Raw genomic sequence first — 18,449 nt, forward strand, 5'->3', positions numbered from 1 at the left:
AGGCCATTGGCGATTAACTGATGACAGCCCCTAGTGTTGCCTAGAGCGCATCCTGAATTGGTTCATCCTGGTCACTTCCCGACTGAGGAGGGGGAGCCTCTCCCTCAGTGTCTTCCCCAGGGGTGGGCAAATCAGCCAGTGTTAGCTCAAATTGGGCCAGTTCGGCTGGTTCTGAAACTGAGTCAAACAATTGATCGATTTCTCGCAGGGCTGCTTCAAACTCCTCAGCAGCCTTAACTGGGCGTGAGTGCATGGCTCAACCTCTATCTAGGAACACCAAGACCCTAGGATTCCCGCCGAACCATCTCTAGGCAGCGGCCAGTGGAGCGCTAGTTTTCACCTAAACTGTCTAGACTGTCTAGCCAGCCCACCAGCAGGGGATTGACCAGCTCAGGCCGCTCATCGTGGGGGCAGTGGCCAGTATTGGCAATGCTGTGGAAGGTGACTAGACCGGGGCGAGCCACATCTGCCGCCAGTTTTTGATACACCTCAGCTCCTTTAATCGGTGTCCAGGGGTCGTTTTCGCCCCAGAGCACCAGCAGCGGCTGGGCAATATTAGGCAGCAAATCCTCGGGCTTTGGCCCCGGCGGCGCGGTGACAATGGAGGCAAAAACCTTTTGGGCCGTAGGCTTGCAGGCCGGAGCGTAGATCATTTCGATCAGCTCGTCGGTGATGGCCGCTGGGTTGCGGTAAACCTGCTTCAGGGAGCTGCGAATGCGGCCCTTGCGGCGCACCTGATTAAATACCAGCGGCCCCACCGTGGGCGAGCTGACCAGCCAGGTAAAGGCTCCCATCACCCAGTTGAGGGGCGGGCGCAGTTCTTCGGGGCGGTGGTTGAGGCCCCCGGCGCAGTTGAGTACAGCCCCGGCCCGCGCTTTGTCGGGGTGGTTGGCGAGCATCATTAGAGTCAGCAGCCCGCCGATGGAGTTCCCCACATAGATCGTGGGGGCGTTGATGAATTCAGCCCAAAAGGCGGCCAGCTGGTCTTGCCAGAGCTCGAGGGTATAGGGAAGGTTGGGCTGATCGGAATCGCCGAAGCCGAGCAGATCGATCGCGTAGACCCGATGCCCCGCCGCCGCCAGGGCCGGGATATTCTTGCGCCAGTGACCCATAGAGGCCCCAAAGCCGTGGATAAGCACGATGGGGGCGCCTTCTCCAGTGACCTCCTCGGTAACGGTGTAGGCCATGGTGTGCCCCCGCCAAACCCAGGTGTGCTTTTCGATCGACGCTAGCGACAGGGAAACCAGTTCAGCAACCATAGTCAGAGATGTAACAAAGTGTGACTATAGTCCATGATACAGGGTTAGCCTGGGTCGATTGATCTACGCCGCAGCCCAAGGGGCGGCGCTCTTGCTGGTGGGGCTCCATGAACGTTCAAGCGTTTGAACGTTCATAGGAGACATGTCTTAACCAGACTGACTACAGCTGTAGCTTTTCGGTAAGCCGCGTCAGGGGATGGGTTCGTTGGCCGCTGGGCTCAGCAATGGCAAAGAACTCAATGCCCTAGGTCTTGGAAGTCTCAGCTCGACAGCTCCTGACTCTCTTCATCAGGGCTGGGCTCGCTGGGGGCAGGTTCGTTGGGGATGGGTTCTGTCGCCATGTCCTCTGGGGCGTTGGGTTCGGCAAACTGGGCCGCTTGCAGGGTGAGCTTAATCGCCGCCAGCACCTGGGAAGTGACCTGCAAAAATGATTGTTTTCGGGAGTTGACCCAAAACTGCGCCTCCAAATTCACCGTAGAGGGCGTCAGCTCGCGCACCAGCACAATTGGCTCGGGGTCCTGCTCAACTCCGTCGATTTGCTTCATCTGCTGCTGAATGCGGCCAAACAGGTCGGGCAGGTCGGCGTTGTGATCAATGCCAACGGTGACGCTGCTGAGGCGCACGGGCGAAGCGGTGTTGTTGGTAATGCTGCTCTGAAACACCTCCTGGTTTGGGATATACACTAGGCGGCCGTCGTAGGTTTGTACGGTAGTAGCCCGCAGCTGAATCTGGGTAACGGTGCCCTCGTAGCTGTTGATGACCACCTGATCGCCAATGCGAAAGGGCCGGGTGGCGAGCAAAATGACGCCGGAGATATAGTTGCTGAGCACGTCGCGCAGGCTAAAACCAATGGCCACGCTGGTCAGACCCAAAGTGCCCAGCAGAGCGGCAAAATTCAGACCCATGACCCCCAGGGCAACTACAGAGCCCAGGGTCCAGACGCCGCCGTAGCAGAGGCGGCTAATCAGCTCTTCGGTGGTGCGATCGCCCTCGGTCTTCTCGGCCCACACCAGCACGGCATGGCGCACCGCTGCCGCCAGCAGCCAAGTCAGCACTAGCGTCACCAGCGCCCCCACCAGGGCCGGCAGATTGTCGATGGTCTGATGCAGCATCTGCTGGGCCGTACCCCGAATCCGGTAGGTCACCGCTGCCGCCAGGTTGGTGCGGGCCATAGCCCGGTTGAGCAAATCGGCCCAGCGCTGGGCCAGGGTGGCGATGTCGGTGTCAAAGTCGAGGGCATCCTGGGCGGTGACGGTCATAATCAACCGCTGGTTGACCTGTAAATTGGCCAGGTTGCGATTGCGATCGATATTGACAACAACCGTCGCTGAGTCAGTATCCTGGTTGAGCAGGGCGGCAATGCGACGGTTGATTTGCCCCGCCCGATCAACTGCGCTAGCATCGGGCAGGCCCCCCACCTGAAACACTGGCTGCCCCCGCACCAAAACGTCAGCAAAAAAGACCTCCTCCCCGGCCGCTGTTGTCTGTGCAAAAGCCGCTCCGCCCCATTGGAGAACCGGGCTAACTGACCCCAGACTCAGGGCCAGCACAACTCCCAGAGCCAGCAGCCCCAAGTACGATTTCGGCCTCAATGCCCGCCCCCAACCGCTTCTCCAAAATTGACTGAACTGCCGGGGCCATCTACTCCGCTCAATTCCCCCAGACCACCTCAGATACCGGGTCATTCCATTTCAGCCAGTTAGAACGTCTCCATTCAAGCCCATATTTCGCTCCATGGAAAACCAACCCCGTGATGCTACGGCTGCTGTCCCCGCCAAACGACGGTTGCTGGTGACTGGTGCTAGCGGCTTTTTGGGCTGGCACCTGTGCCGCGCTGCCCAGGCCACCTGGCGGGTCGAGGGCACTTACCACCAAAACACCCCGCCTTTGCCAGGGGTCACGCTGCACACCGTCGATTTTACCGATCTCGATGCCCTGAAGCCCTGGCTGGAAGAGCTCGCTCCCGATGCCATCATTCACACCGCCGCCCTGTCTCAGCCCAACCGCTGCGAACAAGATCCCCACCTTTCCTACCAGCTAAATGTCGAGGCCACCCGATTGCTGGCCCAGTTCTGCGGCAGTCGCCACCTTCCCTTTGCCTTTACCTCCACCGATCAGGTGTTTGACGGCCAGGCGGCCCCCTACAGCGAAGACTCTGTCCCCAGTCCAATCAGCGTCTACGGTCGTCACAAGGTGGAGGCCGAGGCCCTGGTTCAAGCGCTGCACCCCGCCGCCGTCATCTGCCGTCTGCCGCTGCTCTACGGCCCTCCCAGCCCAACCGCCGAATGCTTCTTGCAGGGGTTTGTGCGCACCCTCAAGGCGGGGCAGCCCCTGCACCTGTTCACCGACGAGTTTCGCACCCCTGCCTACGTCGAAGATGTCGCCGCTGGCCTGCTGTTTGCCCTCGAAAATACCGCTGGCCTGCTGCACCTGGGCGGCCCCGATCGCCTCAGCCGCTACGATTTTGGCCTGCGCATGGCGGCGACCTTTGGCCTCGACCAAAACCTCATTCTGCCGGGTAAACAGGCCGATGTTGCCATGCCCGCTCCCCGCCCGGCGGATGTGTCGTCGAATAGCCAGCGGGCCTTTGGGCTGGGCTACCGACCCCGTAGCGTTTTAGCGGGGCTGTCGGCATCTGCTGAAAGGTAGAAGCCTAAAAACTGGCGTGTAAAGTAAAGTAAATCCTACCGACTTCAAGGAATTAGCTGAGATGGTCTTCGGTCGATTGTCGGGGGTGGGAACGGGGTCTGGCATGCTGCCCGGACTGCTGATAGCTGGCAGTATTGCGATCGCAGCCGGGGCCTGTAGCAAACCAGCAGAACCCACGGCCCAGGCCGAGCGGCCCCAGGATGGGCCTGCGGTAGTCGATGTGGCCGTGGCCGCCGCCGCCGCCGAAGATTTGGGCCGCGTTTACACTGGCACGACCCGCCCGGTGCGGCAGGTATCGCTGCGATCGCAGGCCGAAGGTCGCCTGCTTTCGCTCAGCCGCGACGTAGGCGACACCGTACAGCAGGGCCAAACGGTCGGCAGCCTCGATGACGCACTGCTGCAAACCGCCGTCGGCGAGGCCCAGGCCGAACTGGCCGCCCGCCAGTTTGAAGTCACCCAGGCCCAGGCCGAACTGGCCGATATTCGCACCTCCATTGAGGAGGCCCGGGTCAGGCTACAGCAGGCCGGCAACGATGCCCAGCGGCTTCAGACCCTGGCCAGCCAGGGGGCTATTTCCACCCAGGAATCTGAGCAGGCCCAGACTACTCTGGTCGCCGCCCAGCAAGCGCTGGCCTCATCCCAGGAGCAGGTGCGGACCCGGCAGCAGGCGGTTGCTGCCGCCCAGCAGCGGGTTAAGGCCCAGCAGTCGATTGTGCAAGAGGCCCAAAAGCGGCTTTCCTTCGCCAACCTGACGGCCACTCTCTCGGGAGTTGTGCTGGAACGGGTGGCCGAGCCCGGCGATCTGGTGCTACCCGGCGAAGCGGTGCTCACCTTGGGCGACCTGTCCCAGGTGCTGGTGGTGATCGAGGTGGCTGACAGCAACCTGAGCAACTTTAGTCTGGGGCAATCGATCGGCCTCACCATCGACGCCTTCCCCGGCGAAACCTTCTCCGGCAGGGTAACGCGGATCTCGCCCGTGGCCGACAGCACCTCGCGGCTGTTGCCCATCGAAATTACCGTCGATAACCCTGGCAGCCGCATTGGCAGCGGGCTGCTAGCCCGCGCCACGGGCACCGGCGGCCAGTCGAAGGCCGTGGTGGTGCCCGAAAGCGCCCTGGAAAATGCCGAGAACAGCGACAATCAGATTTTTGTCGTCACCAGGGCCAACGGTGCCCTAACCGTCGAAGCCCGCCCGGTACAAGTGGGCGATCGCGCCGATGGTCAAGTCACCCTCACCAGCGGCCTCGCCGCCGGGGAGCAGTACGTGGTGCGCAGCAGTCAGCCGTTGAAATCTGGGCAGACGGTAGAGCAGAGTCTGACCTCCCCAGGGTGATGGGGTGAGCAAGTGATGGGGTAATCGGGTGATGGAGGACAGCGCTATTGCTGCCCCAGAGTTGCCCCAGGGTTGCTCCAGCCCTCGGGCCTGACCAGGCTAAAATCCGCAATTTTCTATTCCCTCCCCATCTCCCCCACTCTCCCCATCTCCCTCACCCTCCCCATCCCCTCGCTCCTCCCGCCATGACTCCCTCCTCCTTTCCCAAAAATCGCTTTAGCGTCAGCGGTCTGGCCATTCGGCGGCACATCGGCACCCTGATGCTGACCCTGACTGTCTTTGTGATGGGGTTCTTCATCACCACAAAGCTGCCTGTAGATCTGCTGCCTTCGATTACCTACCCCCGCATTGGTCTGCGGGGCGATGCCCCTGGCCTGTCGCCGGAGGTGGCCATAGATCAAGTTACTCGCCCCCTGGAGGAAGCCCTGTCCGCCACTGAGGGAGTGGTGCAGGTGTTTTCGCAAACTCGGGAAGGGCGGATTAGCATCGACCTGTTCTTTGAGCCGGGGGGCGACATTGACCAGGCCCTCAACGATGCCACCGCCACCCTCAACCGCGCCCGCAGCACCCTGCCCGACACCGTCGAAACGCCCCGGCTGTTTAAGTTTGACCCGTCCCAACTGCCCGTCTACGAGATGGCGCTCACCTCCGATCGCCTCAGTCCCCAGGAGCTGCGCATCTTTGCCGACGAAGAGCTGGGGCGCGAGCTGCAGCAGGTGCCGGGGGTGGCCAGTACCGATGTCTCCGGCGGCGTCAACGAGCAGGTGCAGGTGAATGTTGACCTGCGCCGCCTCCAGGCGGCGGGCATCGATGTCGCCGACATCATCGACGCCCTGCAAAACCGCAACCAGGACATCTCTGGCGGACGCCTGCGCGGTGGCAGTCAGGAGACTCTGACCCGACTGGTGGGTCGGTTTGCCTCAGCAGATGAGATACGCAACCTGCCGATTACGATGTCCGACACCGACCCGCCCCAGCAGGTGTACCTGCGGGATGTGGCCACGGTAATTGACGGCACCGAGGAACAGCGCGTCTTTGTCAACCTCAACGGCCAGCCTGCGGTCAAGGTGAGCGTGCAGAAGCAGCCCGCCGCCAACACCATTGAGGTGGTAGAGGGGGTCAAGACCAAGCTGGAGGACATGCGCCAGGTGGGTCAGATCCCCGAGGGCATGGAGATGATCGCCACCCTCGACGAGTCGCGGTTTATTCGCAGCTCTATTCGCAATGTGGCCACGTCGGGGTTGATTGGGGCGACCCTGGCGGGGCTGGTGGTGCTGCTGTTTTTGGGCTCCCTGCGGCAGACCTTTATCATTGTGCTGGCGATTCCCCTGGCCACCCTGGTGGCGATGGTGCTGATGGGGCTGTTTGGCCTCTCGCTCAACGTGTTTAGCCTCGGGGGGCTGGCCCTGGGAGTGGGCATTGTGGTGGATAACTCCATTGTGATGCTGGAGAATATGGCCAACCGGGCCGAAGAAATGGAGCGATCGCGCCAGACCGGCGGACAGTACAGCCGCAGCGAAGCGATGTTTCAGGCCGAGGCCAGCAGTGCGGAGCTAGAGAGCGCGCTGCTGGCCTCGACCACCACCAACCTGGTGGCGGTGCTGCCCTTTTTGCTGATCGGCGGCTTTATTTCCCTGATCTTCAACGAACTGATTTTGACCATCAGCTTTTCGGTGGCGGCGTCGCTGGTGGTGGCGCTGACCGTGGTGCCCGCCCTGTCGGCGCGGATGCTGATGGGTCGCAGCACGCGATCGCTGCAAAACTGGGGCCTGTTTCGCTGGGTCAACGATCGCCTGGAAGGGGTGACCATGGCCTACGGTCGATTGCTCGGCGGGGTGCTGCGGCGACGGCTGCTGATCATTGCCCTGGCGCTGCTGGTATTTGGCGGCAGCAGCTACTGGATGCTGGGCCAGATTCCCCAGGAAATTTTGCCCCGCATCAGCACCGGCCAGGCCAGCGTCAGCGCCCGCTTCCCGGCGGGGACTACCGTGGAGGCCAACCGGCGGGTGATGGGGGCGATCGATCAGCTCCTGCTGAGCCAGCCCGAGGTGGAGTATGCGTTTACCACCGCCGGGGGCTCGCTGTTTGGCTCTAGCACCAGCGAAAACACCCTGAGCGGCAGCAGCACCGTCACCCTCAAGCCGGGCACCGACACCGCTGGCTTTGTGGAACGCATGAACGGCGTCCTGAAGCAGCTGCCCCTGGTTGACACCATGGTCAGCATTCGGCCCGAGTCAGTGCGGGGGCTGATTTTAAGCAATTCTCCGGTGCGATCGGATCTCGACATTGGCCTCCAGGGCGAAGACAGCGACGCGCTGATGAAGGCCGGGGGGCAGCTGCTAGCCGCCCTGGGTAAGCAGGCCACCCTGGCCCGCTACCGTCCCGACGGCGCAGAACCCCAAGAGGAGGTGCGTATTTTCCCCGACTGGGCCAGGGCCACGGATCTGGGGCTGTCTGCCGCCGACATTGGCGCTACGGTGCAAACCGCCCTCAATGGTTCAGTGCCCACCCAGCTCCAGCGCGGCAACCGCCTAGTCGACGTGAAGGTACAGCTCCAGCCGGGCAGCGTGCAGCAGTCGGCCCAACTGCTAGATATTCCGCTGTTTACGGACGGTGGCCAGCTGGTGCAGCTCGGCGATGTGGCCACTGTGGGGCGCGGGCCAGCCCCAGGCGAAATTCAGCGCATTAACCGGCGGCAGGTGTTTTTAATTGCCGGTGACCTGGCCGAGGGGGCCAGCCTGGGCAATGCCCTGGCCGAGGCTCAGGCGATCGTCGCCAAGCTGGAGCTGCCTAGCGGGGTGACGCTGATGCCTAGCTCCGCCGCCGCAACCAACCGTGAGTTGCAGGGGTCACTGGCGGTGCTGGGGGCGCTGGCGGCTTTCCTGGTGTTTGTGGTGATGGCGGTGCAGTACAACTCGCTGATCGACCCGCTGGTGATCATGCTGACGGTGCCCCTGGCGCTGGCGGGCGGCATTTTGGGCCTGTACGTGACCCAGACGGCGATCGGGGCCACGGTGGTGGTGGGTGCGGTGCTGCTGGTGGGGATCGTGGTCAACAACGCCATCATCATGGTGGAGCTGGCCAACCAGATCTACGAGGCCACCGGCTGCTCCCGCCAGGAGGCTATCCTGCGCGCCGCCCCCCGCCGCCTGCGGCCCATTTTGATGACCACCTCTACCACAGTGCTGGGCCTGTTTCCCTTGGCCCTGGGCATTGGCCAAGGGTCAGAGTTTTTGCAGCCCCTGGGGGTGGTAGTGTTCTCGGGGCTGTCGCTGGCGACGGTGCTGACGCTGTTTATCATCCCGTGTTTTTATACCCTGCTGCACGGCGGGCTGGGGCCAGGGGATCGGCAGCCTGCGATCGCCGCAGACGACAACGTTACGCCACCAGCGGACGCCTCAGAGATGCTTCAGCGGCCTTAGCCCCAGGGTTTTCTTTGCAGCCGCTACGTCAAATTAGAGGTCTGGCCAGAGATTGGGTCTCTCGATATTTTTTCGGCTGAATGCACTAGACCTGTAGTAGCCCTCAAGGAGGGAACCGATCGCATTTCTGGTTCCAGCCGCGCCCCTTACTATTGAATAAGCCACACTCAGCCTGTTGCTTATGCCATCGCCTTTTCCAGGGATGAACCCCTACCTTGAACACCCCGATCGCTGGTCTACGGTTCACAATCGATTGATCGTGGCCATAGCCGACGCGCTAGCACCTCAACTGTTGCCGAAGTACCAGGTTGACATCGAAAAGCGCGTTTACAACGTCGTGGGCTTCAATTCGCTACTGGTGGGTAGACCCGACGTCAGTGTTCAGCGACCCCGTCAGACCGACAGCACAGCTCAAGTCGTCGTAGCCGATATACCCAATCAGCCGATTCAGGTGTCTGTCCCTGTTACTGAAGAAGTGCGCGAGGCTTACTTGGAGATTAAAGAGGCCGCTACTCAGATTGTAGTTACGGCTATTGAGATTTTATCGCCCACCAATAAACGCGGAGAGGGCCGCCAAAAGTATGAGCAGAAACGTCAGCAAGTACTAAACAGCGCAACCCATCTGGTCGAAATCGATCTGCTGCGAGATGGGTCCCCGCTGCCGACGATTGGGCAGCAAGAGCAGAGCGACTACCGCCTTTTAGTGAGCCGTTCAGATACCCGACCCTTGGCCGATCTCTACCCCTTCAATTTGCCCGAACCAATTCCTAGCTTTCCTGTTCCCCTCCAGGCGGAGGATCAAGAACCAGTGTTGAAGCTGCAGGCTTTGCTCACGGATATTTACGATCGCGCTGGTTACGACTATTTCATCGACTACCATGCCGATCCCCTGCCGCCCCTTTCGGCAGAGATGAAAGATTGGGTCAATCAGGTGTTGGTGGATCAGCATCGGCGGTAAAGCCCCCCCGCAGAAAAGGCTCAGAAAAGGCACAGAAAAGACTCAGTCGGTGTTGATCATGCCCTCTTCAGGGTTGACCAGCCGCCAGAGCTTTTGCTTGATCTGGGTGTCAAACACCTCCCACTTGAGGCGGTTGTACTCTGAGTTTTCGTAGAAGCCCGACAAAAAGCCCACCGGAATTTCAAACCCGCCGGCCATCGATCGCCCGCCGCCAAAGAAGCGGCCCTCGCTGTCCTGGCCAAAGGCCTCTTTGATAAACTCGTCGGGGTCGAGGGTAATTTTGCTGGTGCGCAGGGAGCCAATCACCACTTCGCGCTCCTCATCTTCGTCGTGGACAATGCCGTAGACCACGGCGGTGTGCACGTTGTCTTCGGTGACCAGAAAGTCCGCCGCCTGGGGAATGGCGTCGCGATCGTCGTAGCGCAGGTAGCCCACCCCCGCGATCGACACGTTGTTTTGGGCCTTGCGGTTGCGCAGCGATCGCTCGATCACATCCATCACCCGCTTCGACCGGGAGGCCTGGAGCACCGCGCTCAGCAATTGGCCATCGTAAAACTGGCTCAGGTAGGCCGCCGCCATAAAGTCGCTGGCCCCAGCGTGCATGAGCTGGTTGGTGTCGGCCCGCAGCCCGTGCATGAGGGCGGTGGCGCACTTGGTGTGCTTGCTGTTGTTGCGATCGAGGTTGAGCAGCCCCCGCTGCAGATACTCGGTCAAGATCGTAGCCGTGGCTCGAATATGGGGCCGCAGGTCAATATACTCGGCGTCAAGCTTCGACTGGGGCGCATGGTGGTCGATCACCAGCACCAGGGGCAGCCCCGCCTCCCGCAAATGCTCGTAAAGCTGACTGGTGGTGCCCTGGTTGTCGACCAGCACCAGCCCCTGGTAGTCGGCCAGGTGGGCGTCGTCGGCGTTCAACCAGCGGCGGGCGGGCAGCCCCGTCAGGCGCACCAGGGCAATGTTTTCCTGGTGGCTGAGGGTGCCCGCATAGACAATGTCGCACTCAATTTTGTAGTTGGCCGCAATCAGCTTGTAGGCCCAGGCCGCCGACAGCGCGTCGGGGTCGGGAAAATCTTGCAGCAGCACCAAGTGTCGGTCATTGCGGTGGCCTTCCAGCAGCCGACGCACCGCCTGCACCGGATCTTCAGAGTCACTGTCGGGTTCGGGACGAGGGACCACAGAAATGGCGCTGTTGCCGTTGGGAAAAGCCGCCTCTGGAGCCTCGGAGTCTGAGTTAAACGTCATCATAGAGATCCCCTTCTGTGCCAGTGCACCTGTTATTCAACTAATCTAAGTCCTCCACCCTAGAGCCCACCGGCTACCGTGACGACTGGGGTGAACTGTCCGGCAGCGGCAATCCCTGGCTCGTCAACCGTGCTGTAGCTCTATGCTTATTATTACAAATTGCCACAGAACCGCCAGCAAAGCCCCATCCAGCCCTGACATTCAGCCCTAGGGTATAGCCTGAAACCCTAGGTAATGCCGATAACGTACTTTTTCCACTCCTGATGCACCCCGCTGTGGATCTGCCGGGTGACCTCAAAGTAGAGGCTGCTGTGGGGCTTGCGGGGCTGGCTAAAGAGCAGCATATTGGCCTCCCGAGGGGTGCGATTGCCCTTTTTGACATTGCACCGTACGCAGGCCGTCACCATGTTTTCCCAGCTGTCGCCGCCGCCGCGCGATCGCGGCATGACGTGGTCGAGGGTTAACCCATCGCCGCTATAGCCGCAGTACTGGCAGGTATGATTATCTCGCTGGAGCAGGTTGCGCCGGGTGAGGGGAATATCCTTGTAGGGCACCCGCACGTAGTGGCGCAGACGAATCACCGTCGGCAGCGGAAAATCGGCATAAATAAACTTGCCGTTGTGCTCAACCCGCTCAGCCTTACCCTTGATCATCAGAACAACAGCCCGGCGCCAGCTCGTTATGTTGAGCGGTTCATAGGAGGCATTTAGCACCAGAACCTTACTCATTCTTTTGCGTGATCAGTTGGCTAAAGAATATAAGCTCGATGGTAGCACAGAAGCTAAATTGAGGTGTTTAGCCCTGATAAGCTGCCCTGGACGGGCGACTGGGTTGGCAGTGCCGGATCTGACGCCATGGTCAAGGGTTATTATGGGGCGCTAGGCGCTAGCAAGCCTAGCGCGACCCACCAAGCCTACGGTGCAGGAGGAGTAACAATGCTGAGTTGGGATCAAACCCCAAGCCTGGCCCCCAGCCTGGAACCCATGCGCTGCTGCCGCGCCTGGGTCGAGATTAATCTGGCGGCGCTGCGGCACAATGTGCGCCAGTTTAGGGGCATACTGCCCACCGCCACCCAGCTAATGGCGGTGGTCAAAGCCGATGCCTACGGCCACGGGGCTGTGACCGTAGCTCAAACAGCGCTTCAGGCCGGGGCCGCCTGGCTGGGGGTGGCAACAGTGCCCGAAGGAATTGAACTGCGGGCGGCGGGCATTCAGGCCCCGGTCTTAGTCATGGGGGCCGTCAACAGTCCCGAAGAAATGCAGGCGATCGCCCACTGGCGGCTTCAGCCTACCCTGGTCAACCCCAAGCAGGCCCTCGTGTTTTCCGATACCCTGGGCGGCTTGGCGGCGGCCCGGCCGGTGGGAGTACACCTGAAAATCGACACCGGCATGACTCGGCTCGGGTTTCCCTGGGCCGAGGCTGTAGACTTCGCGCGGTTTGTGAGGCAGCTGCCCCACCTGAACATCGACAGCCTTTATTCTCACCTGGCCACCGCCGACGACCCCAACCCTGCCATTATGGAGCGGCAGCGCCAGCGGTTTAGGGCCGCCCTATGCCAGCTTCGGCAGCAGCATCTGCTTCCCCCCAGGCTGCATCTGGCCAATACAGCCGCCACCCTGGCCAATCCTGCCCTGCACTACGATCTGGTGCGCGTGGGGCTGGGCCTCTACGGTCTCTACCCGGCCCCCCATTTACAGGCCCTGGTCGATCTCCAGCCGGTAATGCAGGTCAAAGCCCGCATCACCCACCTGAAGGATGTCCCCGCCGGCACCGGCATTAGCTACGGCCACCAGTACGTATGCGATCGCCCCATGCGTTTGGCCGTGGTGGGCATTGGCTACGCCGATGGCGTGCCCCGCATACTCTCTAACCAGCTTCAGGTCATGGTCAGGGGCCAGCTGGTGCAGCAGGTGGGTGCGATCACCATGGATCAGCTCATGCTAGATGTCAGCCAGGTGCCCAACCTGCAAGAGGGCGACGTGGTTACCCTCCTGGGCCACGACGGCAGCCACGCCATCGGCCCTGACGATTGGGCCGCCCTGGCCAACACCATCAGCTGGGAAATACTCTGCGGCTTCAAGCACCGTCTGCCCCGCATTGCGGTCGAACAGCCCCTCCCCGCCGCCGTCCAAAGCTAGGCGCAGGGCCGACAACAAAAACTTTCTAAAAACCCCATGGCTCGGGCCAAAAAACTCACCGCCGGAAAACTATGACAATGGTCACTGCACCAATGTCCTGCCGATCGGGCGATGGCAATCGCTCCGTGCTCGGCTCGTCGGCAACCAGCAAAGCCTGGGTAGAGTGCTAAAACCCAGTGCTATAGCTGCTCTAGGGTCGCTAGCAGAGTCTCGGGCGCGGCGGCCTGGTGCAGTAGCGAAAACAAGTGACAATAGCGCAGCCGCCCCTGGGCATCGAGCATAAACTGAGCTGGCAGCGGTGCCCCCCAGGCCTGCCCCGTGTGATAAGCCTGAAAAACCGTCCCGGTGGGATCGCTCAGCAGCGGCAGGCTGAGGCCAAGGTCCTCTACCACTGCCTGAGTTTGGCGCTGGGGCTGAGAACTAATGGCCAGCACCTCTGCCCCGGCATTGCGAAATTGAGCATAGGCTTTATCCATGGCCATCAGATGGTCATGGGTCTGGGCACCGTAGGCGATCGCGGCTGTAATCCGGCAAAACACAAGCACTACGGGCTGCTTGCCCCGCCAGTTGGCCAGGCGCACGGTGCGTTGGTGGGTGACATCCCACAGGGCAAAGTCGGGGGGAATCTGCCCAAAAGGAAGCCCGAGCAGCGGTGGCAAAGGCACCCAATAGCGCCACCAGGCTGGCGTAGCCGCAGGTAGAGTAGTCAGCATATTTGGCCCCAGAAACCGCGCTGTAACCTTCTGGGGGGCAGCTTAGCCAAGTCTAGACCTCAGCAAAAAACTCTCGCGCCTTGACGGGGTCGGGGTTCATGGTTTTCCCGCCGGGCTGCCAGTCGACCGGGCAGACTTCATCGGGATTGGCCTGAACGTGCTGAATGGCCTGTAAAACGCGCAGCGTCTCGTCTATCTTGCGCCCAAAGGCCAGGTTGTTAATGGTGGCGTGCTGCAATACCCCATCGCGATCAACGACAAACAGACCTCGCAGGGCTACGCCGCTATCAGAATCAAGGACGTTATAGGCGGCGCTGATTTCCTTCTTGATGTCGGATACCAAAGGATAGTTCAGGTCGCCTACTCCACCTAGCTTACGCTCGGTCTGTATCCAGGCTAAGTGAGCAAATTCACTGTCCACCGAGATACCCAAAATTTCGGTATTGAGAGCCTTAAACTCGCTGTAGCGATCGCTAAAAGCAGCAATTTCGGTCGGACACACAAAGGTAAAGTCGAGGGGGTAAAAAAACAACACAACGTACTTTCCCCGATAGTCAGACAGCCTGACCAGCTTGAAACTTTGGTCAACTACAGCAGTGGCACTAAAGTCAGGCGCTACTTGGCCGACCCGCAAACAGCCGTCACTCGTATCGCTCATCGACTTACCCTCTCAAGGACTCTCAGGGAGTGCATAAAAATGGCTCAGGCGTGATTTGAACACGCGACCAAGGGCTTATGAGTCCCCTGCTCTACCACTGAGCTACTGAGCCGTGGCATAGAATCTTACTAACCAGAGCAGTGCTCTATTGGTCAGCCAACAGTTAATGAATCTACCACAGAATAGCCCACTTACCAAGTCACCAGCGGCAATTTTGATCGTGTCCGATCTGACCCCGCAGCCGTCGCCAGATCGGCATCGCCATTTGTGCCTTGAGCGACTGGCCAGCGCTGCGCCGGAGGTCGGCCCTGGGAAAAAATCCTCCTGAGTTTCTTAGAAGTACAGTGGCCGCAGCTGGGTTTGTCCCAATAAAAAGCGAGCCGAAACGCTGATCGGCTCGCCAAGGTATCACTTAACCATCACTATCTAGCGATCGGGCAGATAAGCCATGGGATTGACAGCGCCGCTATTCGGTGGGTGGATTTCAAAGTGGAGGTGAGGACCAGTACTATATCCGGTGCTTCCCATCTCAGAAATCTGCTGTCCCTGCCTGACCTGCTCACCCTGATGCACTAACAGACGGCTGTTGTGGGCATAGCGAGTCAAACTCCCGTCGGCGTGCTGGATATCCACCATATTGCCGTAGCCACCGGAGTTCCAGCCCGCCTGAACCACAACCCCAGGGGCAGCGGCCACAACAGGTGTACCAACCGGACCAGCAATGTCGATACCGCGGTGCATGCGGCCCCAGCGCCAGCCATAGCCGGAGGTAAGTGTGCCGTGGGTAGGCCAAATAAATCCGTTAGACAGCCGAGGTGCCTCAGGCAAAAACTCGTTAGCCCCCGGCATCATCGGCATACTTGGGGATACCGTCTGTCCCACCGGCAAGTTGGACTCAATCCGGTAGGCATCGGCGCCCAGGGGGGCTGCCGCCAGCAGTTGACTCGGCACAGGTTCGGTGGCGGACTGTGGGACATCCCCCAGCCCAGGCTGGACAGAGACTTCAGCGGCAGGTTCCGCAACGGAGCTAAGCGCCACAGCCTGCGGCTCATCCTTCGCAGCATCGGTTACCGTCCACTGTGCATCAGAGGGCTGAGCGCCTTCTCTGGCCGCTAGGGCCGTAGCGCTGGCAGGCTCAACGCCGCCACCCACTGCAACCGGGGTGGCCACAGCTTGGGAAGCATGATATTCCAGGGATACGGGAGCCTGAGAGGCCTCGCCAGTGCGGCTGCGCTCCAGCTCTTGGCGAGCTTCGCGGATACGAGCATTCAGCTCATCGCGATCGACCAGAGCACTGTTGGATTCACGAATGCGCGCCAGGTGGTCGCGAATCACTTGCTCACGGGTTCTTGGAGTAGGCGCAAGGGCGTTGGCCGATAACTCAGCGGATTGGCCAGCATCAGACTCCTCGACAGCGGCTGATGCCACCGGAATACTGATATTTTCACCTACTAGCAGAGCTTCGGAACTCTCTACACTGCGGTTGTGGCTGAGCAGGGCATCCAGCGTAATGCCGTTGCGGGAGGCAATCGACCACAGGGTATCCCCAGGCTTAACCTGGTAGGAGCGCAGGGCCGTGGAGTCAGCGGATGGACTCGCACCGGATGGGCGCAAAGGCAGTGCAGCAAAAGCCAAGTCTTTCTTGCTGTCCACGGCTTGCGCGCCACTTTGCTCTTGCGAGGGCTGGACAGGTTGACCGCCGACTGCGGGCACCTCTTCCTCAGTGTGGAGGGGAAGGCTAGCCTGAAGTGGAGCGGTTTGAGCGGCTTCGGCAGTTGGTTGGGACGCAACGGTTTGGGCAGCAGGAGCTGGCGGAGAGACCGCTGCATCGGACTCAGCAACTCGCTGGCCAGCGGGAACTGAGCCTTGGGCATCGGCTACTAGCTGGGAATCGTCAGCTTCAGAGGTAGTAGCTTTAGCGGCGGCCATAGCAACCGATTCGTTGGACTCGGGCTGCGCTGCGCTGGTGCTGCCGTCCAACGCCGACTGCTCGAGTTCTGAATCCGCTAGAGAATCTTCGGAAATCTTGTCCTCATCGTCCAGCGAGAGGGTGTTATCAAGCTGCCAAGCCTTCTCTAGCTCATCTACGGAAGGAATATTACTGTTGGGCAAGCCGTCAACCGCAGCCAGGTCGCCCCCTACGCCCCCAGCGACCTTTGATTTCAGCACTAGGCCGGGAGTATCGACAGTGGCAGTCAAATTATCTATGCCTACAGCTGGCACCCGAATAACTTGACCAACTCGCAAAACATCGTCGGTGGCAATGCCGTTGGCTGCTTTAATCGCCCGAACATCGGCCTTGTGCTCGGCCGCAATCTGCCAAAGACTTTCGCCAGGTTCAACCGTGTGGTAAGCAGCGGCTTCAAGGCCCGTCTCAGCTGCCGCCAGCTTAGGCGATTGGTCTCTGTCGCGATCGGCAGAGGGCAGCACGGTCAGATGAGATCCATCTGCGGCCAAGGCCAGCTCGGGTTCGGTGAGCAGCGGAGCGGATGCTCCAAAGGACAGGGCCAGGCCCAGCATGGCTGCTGAGGTTTGCACTCGACGACAACCTCCTGAAGTCTCCGATTGAGCGCCACTCAAACTAGAGGGTAGACAATCAACTTTAGACTCTTTGGGAACTACGCGTTTCAAGGAACGACCTCCTGTAAACCAGCGCTTAACAGCCCTTTAGAACCTCGATCAGTCAGCTGACGTGGATTGGCCTAAGAGGCGAAAATCCTGTTCCAGCAAGAACTGTAAGGCAAGCTGTTAGCAGAAGAACAACAACGGATCGACAGATTTACGCCTTGGCTAGGTAACAATACCCCGCTTTGGCAGCCTAAGCAAGTTTACATGACTTAACACGAAAATCAATACCCAGACCTTCTCTGTCACTTCCCTGAACCTGAGGCTCGTGACCGGGAACTTCACGTGCACAACATAAACGTTTAACCCCAAAAAAAAGTATTTGGCAAGCGTACTGCTATAACCCTGACCAAGAAAACATGGTGGGCACTAAAGCCCCTTGGCGGGAGAATAAATCCCTGTCAAATTGGTAGGACCAGAACCCAGATGTCTTGTGAATAGGCTCGATCGAGGTCATAGGGAAGGGCTTTGAGGCAGCTCTAAAACCAGGGGTAGCCCTCCAGGTGGGAGCAATTGAGGCAGGTTATATAAATTTCTTATCTGGACTACCCCAATTTTGTATCCTCAGCAACCGCTTATTTTTTGTGCAGTTTTTTGGGACAGGTTATGGCTGCTGAAGCCTAATTCTGAGGAGGAAAAGCCCTGAAGGGCAAGGGTTAAACCCAAAGTTAGATAAGGTCAGCAGGCGTGGCGAGTGCCTGTCTCTCCATTACTTTATGGCTATTGACCATTGCGACTCTAAGGCGGAGCGTTGGCTAGTATTTTGCCGCTGCGATCGCCCCAGGCAGCGGCCTGTGGGACAGGTGGCGATCGCCGCCTATAAATGCCGTAAATTCAGATGCTGGCCAATGGCGCCCTGGGCAGAGAGAAACCTAGGATTGGCTGGCTTGGAGCTGCCGCAGGGCCTCAAACAGACCAACAGCGGCACTAACCGACAGATTGAGGCTCCGGACGATGCTGCGATCCATGGGAATGTAGGCGGTTTCGTCGCAGCTCGCCAACACCTCTGGCGATAGTCCCTGGGTTTCGCTGCCAAACAGTAGCCAGTCACTAGGGCGATAGGCCAAATCTGTATAGCTACATCGCCCGGAGGTACTAAAGCCAATGGTTCTCCCGCCCTGTAGACGCTGCTGGGCGGAAAAAGTTTCCCAGTTAGGGTGCAGAGTGAGGTCGACCTGAGGCCAGTAATCGAGACCAGCTCGCTTGAGGGCGCGATCGCTGAGGTCAAATCCGAGGGGGCCAACCAGGTGCAGGGGCGTGGTTGTAGCGGCACAGGTGCGGGCTATATTGCCCGTGTTTGGCGGGATTTGAGGGTTGACTAGAACAATGACAGGCATAGAAACCAGCGCTAGGGCAGGGGACTTGACCGGGGAGGAGCAGGGCTAATCCATGGCAAGGGGGAAAATGTCCAGGGGATATAGATTTTATTAATACTTCCTTCGGTAGTTTTAC

14 protein-coding genes and 1 tRNA gene are annotated in these 18,449 nt (G+C 59.9%); 5 read left to right on the forward strand and 10 right to left on the reverse strand.

Annotated features, from left to right (window positions below; translation table 11 throughout):
- Positions 1-40: 40 nt before the first annotated feature.
- The 3 genes from LEPTO7104_RS0107955 to LEPTO7104_RS0107965 form a co-directional block, all read right to left on the reverse strand.
- Positions 41-253 (reverse strand): hypothetical protein, encoded by a 213-nt coding sequence (locus LEPTO7104_RS0107955; protein WP_017298029.1) that lies wholly within the window; start codon positions 251-253, stop codon positions 41-43.
- Positions 254-329: 76 nt separating this feature from the next.
- On the reverse strand, positions 330-1,259 hold the full coding sequence (locus tag LEPTO7104_RS0107960) for an alpha/beta fold hydrolase (protein ID WP_017298030.1): 930 nt from the start codon (positions 1,257-1,259) through the stop codon (positions 330-332).
- A gap of 260 nt (positions 1,260-1,519) precedes the next feature.
- Entirely contained in the window at positions 1,520-2,833 is a 1,314-nt protein-coding gene (locus tag LEPTO7104_RS0107965) for a mechanosensitive ion channel family protein (RefSeq protein WP_017298031.1), read from the reverse strand.
- 160 nt (positions 2,834-2,993) lie between these two features.
- Between LEPTO7104_RS0107965 and LEPTO7104_RS0107970 the strand changes: the two genes are divergently transcribed.
- The 4 genes from LEPTO7104_RS0107970 (at position 2,994) to LEPTO7104_RS0107985 (ending at position 9,621) form a co-directional block, all read left to right on the forward strand.
- Complete coding sequence (locus LEPTO7104_RS0107970) at positions 2,994-3,908, forward strand: SDR family oxidoreductase (RefSeq protein WP_017298032.1); 915 nt, start codon at positions 2,994-2,996, stop codon at positions 3,906-3,908.
- Positions 3,909-3,969: 61 nt separating this feature from the next.
- Entirely contained in the window at positions 3,970-5,241 is a 1,272-nt protein-coding gene (locus LEPTO7104_RS0107975) for an efflux RND transporter periplasmic adaptor subunit (protein WP_026072480.1), read from the forward strand.
- A gap of 185 nt (positions 5,242-5,426) precedes the next feature.
- The gene (locus tag LEPTO7104_RS0107980; RefSeq protein ID WP_017298034.1) at positions 5,427-8,663 is read left to right on the forward strand and encodes an efflux RND transporter permease subunit; all 3,237 of its coding nucleotides are present in this window, start codon (positions 5,427-5,429) and stop codon (positions 8,661-8,663) included.
- A gap of 181 nt (positions 8,664-8,844) precedes the next feature.
- Positions 8,845-9,621: a DUF4058 family protein gene (locus tag LEPTO7104_RS0107985; protein ID WP_026072481.1), complete on the forward strand. Its 777-nt coding sequence runs from the start codon at positions 8,845-8,847 to the stop codon at positions 9,619-9,621.
- A gap of 42 nt (positions 9,622-9,663) precedes the next feature.
- Here LEPTO7104_RS0107985 and LEPTO7104_RS0107990 read toward each other — a convergent pair whose 3' ends face one another.
- Together LEPTO7104_RS0107990 and LEPTO7104_RS0107995 are read right to left on the reverse strand one after the other, a co-directional pair.
- The gene (locus tag LEPTO7104_RS0107990) at positions 9,664-10,863 is read right to left on the reverse strand and encodes a DHH family phosphoesterase (protein ID WP_017298036.1); all 1,200 of its coding nucleotides are present in this window, start codon (positions 10,861-10,863) and stop codon (positions 9,664-9,666) included.
- Positions 10,864-11,090: 227 nt separating this feature from the next.
- Entirely contained in the window at positions 11,091-11,591 is a 501-nt protein-coding gene (locus LEPTO7104_RS0107995; RefSeq protein WP_017298037.1) for an HNH endonuclease, read from the reverse strand.
- A gap of 207 nt (positions 11,592-11,798) precedes the next feature.
- Between LEPTO7104_RS0107995 and alr the strand changes: the two genes are divergently transcribed.
- Positions 11,799-13,001: an alanine racemase gene (alr, locus tag LEPTO7104_RS0108000; RefSeq protein WP_017298038.1), complete on the forward strand. Its 1,203-nt coding sequence runs from the start codon at positions 11,799-11,801 to the stop codon at positions 12,999-13,001.
- Between the two features lie 179 nt (positions 13,002-13,180).
- On the opposite strand, the gene LEPTO7104_RS0108005 is transcribed toward alr, so the two are convergent.
- From LEPTO7104_RS0108005 to LEPTO7104_RS0108025, 5 genes are all read right to left on the reverse strand, one after another.
- Complete coding sequence (locus tag LEPTO7104_RS0108005) at positions 13,181-13,714, reverse strand: peroxiredoxin family protein (RefSeq protein WP_017298039.1); 534 nt, start codon at positions 13,712-13,714, stop codon at positions 13,181-13,183.
- 52 nt (positions 13,715-13,766) lie between these two features.
- Positions 13,767-14,372 carry a peroxiredoxin gene (locus tag LEPTO7104_RS0108010; protein ID WP_017298040.1) on the reverse strand — a complete coding sequence of 202 codons (606 nt, stop codon included), beginning with the start codon at positions 14,370-14,372 and terminating at the stop codon, positions 13,767-13,769.
- A gap of 40 nt (positions 14,373-14,412) precedes the next feature.
- Positions 14,413-14,484, reverse strand: a tRNA-Met gene (locus LEPTO7104_RS0108015).
- A 314-nt stretch (positions 14,485-14,798) separates the two neighbouring features.
- Complete coding sequence (locus LEPTO7104_RS39315) at positions 14,799-16,910, reverse strand: peptidoglycan DD-metalloendopeptidase family protein (RefSeq protein WP_155523562.1); 2,112 nt, start codon at positions 16,908-16,910, stop codon at positions 14,799-14,801.
- A 959-nt stretch (positions 16,911-17,869) separates the two neighbouring features.
- Positions 17,870-18,334, reverse strand: a complete 465-nt coding sequence (locus LEPTO7104_RS0108025) for a tRNA (cytidine(34)-2'-O)-methyltransferase (RefSeq protein WP_017298042.1) — start codon at positions 18,332-18,334, stop codon at positions 17,870-17,872.
- Positions 18,335-18,449 lie beyond the last annotated feature (115 nt).

The organism is Nodosilinea nodulosa PCC 7104, assembly GCF_000309385.1.
In the GTDB taxonomy this organism is placed as follows: domain Bacteria; phylum Cyanobacteriota; class Cyanobacteriia; order Phormidesmidales; family Phormidesmidaceae; genus Nodosilinea; species Nodosilinea nodulosa.

Excerpts from the sequence above, each read along its gene's own strand:
- LEPTO7104_RS0107955 (WP_017298029.1), bottom strand. The coding sequence starts at position 253 with ATGCACTCACGCCCAGTTAAGGCTGCTGAGGAGTTTGAAGCAGCCCTG.
- LEPTO7104_RS0107960 (WP_017298030.1), bottom strand. The coding sequence starts at position 1,259 with ATGGTTGCTGAACTGGTTTCCCTGTCGCTAGCGTCGATCGAAAAGCAC.
- LEPTO7104_RS0107970 (WP_017298032.1), top strand. The coding sequence starts at position 2,994 with ATGGAAAACCAACCCCGTGATGCTACGGCTGCTGTCCCCGCCAAACGA.
- LEPTO7104_RS0107975 (WP_026072480.1), top strand. The coding sequence starts at position 3,970 with ATGGTCTTCGGTCGATTGTCGGGGGTGGGAACGGGGTCTGGCATGCTG.
- LEPTO7104_RS0107980 (WP_017298034.1), top strand. The coding sequence starts at position 5,427 with ATGACTCCCTCCTCCTTTCCCAAAAATCGCTTTAGCGTCAGCGGTCTG.
- LEPTO7104_RS0107985 (WP_026072481.1), top strand. The coding sequence starts at position 8,845 with ATGCCATCGCCTTTTCCAGGGATGAACCCCTACCTTGAACACCCCGAT.
- LEPTO7104_RS0107990 (WP_017298036.1), bottom strand. The coding sequence starts at position 10,863 with ATGACGTTTAACTCAGACTCCGAGGCTCCAGAGGCGGCTTTTCCCAAC.
- LEPTO7104_RS0107995 (WP_017298037.1), bottom strand. The coding sequence starts at position 11,591 with ATGAGTAAGGTTCTGGTGCTAAATGCCTCCTATGAACCGCTCAACATA.
- alr (WP_017298038.1), top strand. The coding sequence starts at position 11,799 with ATGCTGAGTTGGGATCAAACCCCAAGCCTGGCCCCCAGCCTGGAACCC.
- LEPTO7104_RS0108005 (WP_017298039.1), bottom strand. The coding sequence starts at position 13,714 with ATGCTGACTACTCTACCTGCGGCTACGCCAGCCTGGTGGCGCTATTGG.
- LEPTO7104_RS0108010 (WP_017298040.1), bottom strand. The coding sequence starts at position 14,372 with ATGAGCGATACGAGTGACGGCTGTTTGCGGGTCGGCCAAGTAGCGCCT.
- LEPTO7104_RS0108025 (WP_017298042.1), bottom strand. The coding sequence starts at position 18,334 with ATGCCTGTCATTGTTCTAGTCAACCCTCAAATCCCGCCAAACACGGGC.